Source organism: Marinobacter sp. EN3, assembly GCF_000475315.1.
Taxonomy (GTDB): Bacteria; Pseudomonadota; Gammaproteobacteria; order Pseudomonadales; family Oleiphilaceae; genus Marinobacter; species Marinobacter nauticus.
Map to the genome: position 1 here is coordinate 1 of NZ_AXCC01000026.1, position 4,022 is coordinate 4,022.

General features: G+C 48.2%; 6 protein-coding genes. All 6 read right to left on the reverse strand.

Annotation, left to right across the window (positions count from 1 at the left end):
* Nucleotides 1-104 precede the first annotated feature (104 nt).
* A complete protein-coding gene (locus Q675_RS29550; protein WP_127347359.1) occupies nucleotides 105-389 on the reverse strand; it encodes a hypothetical protein in 285 nt (94 codons plus the stop codon).
* 269 nt (nucleotides 390-658) lie between these two features.
* Nucleotides 659-1,138, reverse strand: coding sequence for a hypothetical protein (locus Q675_RS29555; RefSeq protein ID WP_023011352.1), 480 nt, complete (start codon nucleotides 1,136-1,138; stop codon nucleotides 659-661).
* 105 nt (nucleotides 1,139-1,243) lie between these two features.
* The gene (locus Q675_RS29560; RefSeq protein WP_023011353.1) at nucleotides 1,244-1,507 is read right to left on the reverse strand and encodes a hypothetical protein; all 264 of its coding nucleotides are present in this window, start codon (nucleotides 1,505-1,507) and stop codon (nucleotides 1,244-1,246) included.
* 294 nt (nucleotides 1,508-1,801) lie between these two features.
* On the reverse strand, nucleotides 1,802-2,605 hold the full coding sequence (locus Q675_RS29565) for a hypothetical protein (RefSeq protein WP_011784508.1): 804 nt from the start codon (nucleotides 2,603-2,605) through the stop codon (nucleotides 1,802-1,804).
* Between the two features lie 484 nt (nucleotides 2,606-3,089).
* On the reverse strand, nucleotides 3,090-3,590 hold the full coding sequence (locus Q675_RS29570) for a pyridoxamine 5'-phosphate oxidase family protein (RefSeq protein ID WP_023011354.1): 501 nt from the start codon (nucleotides 3,588-3,590) through the stop codon (nucleotides 3,090-3,092).
* Nucleotides 3,591-3,693: 103 nt separating this feature from the next.
* Nucleotides 3,694-4,022 (reverse strand): Ada metal-binding domain-containing protein (locus tag Q675_RS37880; protein WP_319802625.1); only part of this gene is annotated, 329 nt, incomplete at its 5' end.

Genomic DNA, 4,022 nt, shown 5'->3' on the forward strand with positions numbered 1-4,022 from the left:
GCCATGCCCGGCACACACGCTAAGCTAAACGGCAGACACTGCGAAGCAGTGGCTGTCCGGTGGAGGCCACGCCTTTCGTGGCCATAACGCATTTGAGCGCCTGGTTATGTGCCACGAATGACCCAGGCAGATAGAAACAATGCTCCACTGATACTGAAAGCGAGCAAAGCAAACCCTTTGGGCACCTTCACTTCGGTCCTTGGGATCCCCCGAGCGACACCATGCACGAGTGCTGTTATGAAAAAAGAGAAAATCACCCACAGCCCCAAGGTAACCAAAACCTCAAAGGTATCGGCTGCCTGCAATACAAAAAACAGTCCAAGTGCCACGACGATCAGCACGAAGCCGACCATCACAACGAAATCAAATACATCGTAGCGACGATTCATTGCATCACCACATCGCCGCTCAGCACGCGCGCCCATGGAGTGGAGCCGAAGGCGCAATGTAATAGACGTCGCCGTGCCTGCATTGGTTATGTGCATTTAAAGCTCAATATATTTCTTGAAACGTAATTTCTATAGAGCAATTTTACAACAACGATAGCGCGCTTATTATAAACCAAAAACTAACTTTTAATTTACGCTTCAAAATATTACTTAAAAAATTGTGCAGCCGAAAATAGTAATATTAAATTATTATATTTATTGAAAATAAATCAAGAACACCTTGCTCCAATATCATCTATAGAGGCCTCACCCATATCATCTTCTGTTAGCTGCTCCACACTGCCATCCATGTAAATTATTTTAACTTTCTCCACTTCAAAACAGACAATATTATTATTGTACCAAACGTTAGCCCATGATCCATAGTAGTATTCGCTAGGCTTTAAAGGTCCCGTATATTTTAAAATCTTGAGCGACTCATCGCCAATCTCTGAATAAACAACATCCTTCACTTTATTATAAGGAACCGCATAAAATTCAACATATTTGAAAGATTTATTTGATATATTTGTGAATCCAATTTTAGCACCAACACCACCTGCACTATTCGGCAAGCCTGCCCCTCCGAAAGTCATAAATATAGGAACATCTTTCTTTCTAGCATCCTCCATATTTTTATTGTAAGGGTTGGCACAACCATTAACAAAAGCTAATGAACAAAACATTAAAAAGGATAAAAACAGTCTCATGAAACACTCCCATATATATTGTAATAAAAAAATTATTTATACTTTAAACATCTACTTATAACACTGCAATCACGCGCTTTTCGCGTGCATCGCCTGGATATGTGATCACATTCGTGACGAAATATCCTTCAGTCTTTCGGTGCACTGAATGACCCGCTCTTCGCCATTGCTTTTTGATTTTAGAAATACCCCCACAACCCTAATGTCATTCGCTGCTCTATGCATAAACTGAATGTTACCGTCAGCATCTACCTCATCATAGAAGTAGTAATCGATATCCCTCCCCTTGCGCTGCTCCCATTTGGTACCTGTTTGAACAAGGTCGTGTGCGTCTGGAATACCTGTTTTCTTTTTGTGCTCGTCACTCATGAACAGATCCTTTTACTTTTTGACGTCTTCGATTCGGCGGGTTGAGAGCGTAGCGGAGGTCATTTCAGTTCTTACAGTCGTACCGCAATATGGACAGATAACTGGCTCTCGCTCCTTGCCACCAGGAACACCGCCCCCAATCTTAGAGACGTAGAAATCCTTCTGGCAGCTTTCGTTTGTACACTTTTCCATGCTTGCCTCCCATAGGTGCATAACGCTTGCAGCATGCGCGCCTACGAAATGGAGCCGAAGGCGCAATGCAGTAGGCGTCGCCGTGCCTGCACTTGTTAGACATTAGCCTTTTGCTCTCACATCCTGGCGAACCAACAAAAATAAAGCCGCTTCCAGATTGGCAATTTTCACCGGTTGATCAATTTCTTTGGCCAAGGCCCGTAAAGCAGATAGGAACAAGCGGTAACCACTAGGGTTAAGTGCGATACCCAAGCCCCTCCGCAAAACGTCATCAAGGACCGCGTACCGCTCAGGATCTAACATACGCAAATGTTTGCTGGCGAATGAAACGCCAAGCCCTTTGATCTCTGCACCTCTGGCAATTGCATCTTCATCTTTGCAAGAACCATTTGCAAAAATCAGCCATGACTTCAGCACTTTAGCCAGATTTTCCGCCCCGTGATGACGCTGCAAATTTCCCCAAACCCTTTGACCGCGCCCCCATTCACAAACGCCTCGAGAAAATTGAAGAAAATCTGCCGCACTGGAACTCTCTGACAGTGAACAGCCCTTCAACTCCAGAGATTGTGTGCCAGCCGTCCCCACACCGAACAGAAAGTTAGCGCTGAGCAATGCTGCTTCAGAAAATCTGAAACCACAAAAATCTAAACTTTTGCTCTCTGCAGCCACGCTGCCTTTCTCATAGTCATCAACAACCCGCATCACACCATCCGCAGCTTTGAATGGCCAAGGATGAGTTGTCTCCGCGCCAAGAGCGTATGCATCACAAGATGGGCATACATCCACCCACTGAACATTCGAGATATTGTTGGCGGGGAAAGATGCCTTCGTGAAATTCAGCGCCTCTTTCAAAGTCCTGCCATTGATCTTGGCTAATTCGCCGCCGCATTTTTCACATTGCTCCAAAGCCTGCTCCTGATGTCAATCTGATGTCTAACGCTGAGGTAACCGGCGCCGGAGCGCAGCGGAGGGAACCAAAAGCGGTACGCTTTTGGCGTCCGGTTGACCGCCTGGTTAGTGGCCGTTCACCACCGTAGTTGAGCCTGGCGCCCAAGGCCGCATGCCCCCTCCCGGACAGCTTGCACCAACTCGACGGATGGCGAAAAGAACCAGAACGCAAAAGCCGCCGGCCCGATTACCGTTTGAGACGGACGACCCCACAACCGGGGCACGCCATGAATACCAACACCGCTGGCCATTGTGGCAACCAAACCAGACAGCGAATTTTCCGGCCTTGGCAATCACCAGAGTGAACGAGCGTTGCAGCCAAACCCGGTGCCAAGGCCTTTGCACCGCACCCGCCAAAAACTTACAAATGCCGGGCCATTAACGCCGGTGGTAATGGGCGACAACGGAGCGCAGCGTAGTTGGCGTCCCGTTGACCACTTGGTTATGCATGTTCCGGCCACATCCCATCCATCATCACTGGGTAGGTGATTGGCTTGTAATGAGTAAACTCAATATCTCTGACGTGGGTGAAATCACTCCAGAGCAACCTCGCCCCCTTCATCCACTGAGATGGCTTAACACGTTTTACTATCTTCTCGATTTCTTCGGATGTGGCTTCACGCATTCGACCGACCTTGCCGTAAAGTCTCACGCCCGGCGGAGCAACAAAGCGGCCTTTTAGCAGAGATCTTAGCCAAAAGAATCGACCGGCGTTGACCGCCATGATGCAAACGTTCGGGTTCTGATCGATGTTTTTACCCAAGGCCTCGGCGTAGTGATCAAAAAAGTATCCGCTCTGATCATCGCGAAGGAAAACAGTGCCAACTGGCGTGATGTGGGGCGTGCCGTCGGGGTTTATGGTTGCGATCGAGCAGTAAACAGTAGAAGCTTGGCCTTGCTCTAAAACTGACCTTACCTTCTTCCAATCATCCTTGATGTTCATAGTTTCTCCATTTGTGCATAACGCCAGCCAGCATGCGCGGCTACGGAATGGAGGCGAAGCCGCAATGTAGTAGGCGTCGCGTGCCTGGCCTTGTTATGGGTTCTTACTTGGGCAACTGTTTCCAAGGATAGTCCTCCTTCCCCTCTGGCCCAGGTTTCCATTCTTTATAACGCGATACCATGCACCGCCCGCACGGCCTGTAGCCAGCGTGAATGGCATCTTGTTCATTCGCAAAGAAGACACGATGTTCTGCATAGCCTTTAGAGAGCGCTCCTTTGGCCGCAGAGCAATCCAATCGACCGTAAATTCGCGCTTTGGAATTGCCACCCAGAGAGCCAGGCGTTTTGCTGATGACGGTAGTTCCGTCTGCGGACAATAATTTATAGGTCTTCACTGATACTCCCTTACCCATAACGCTGAGGTAACCGGCGC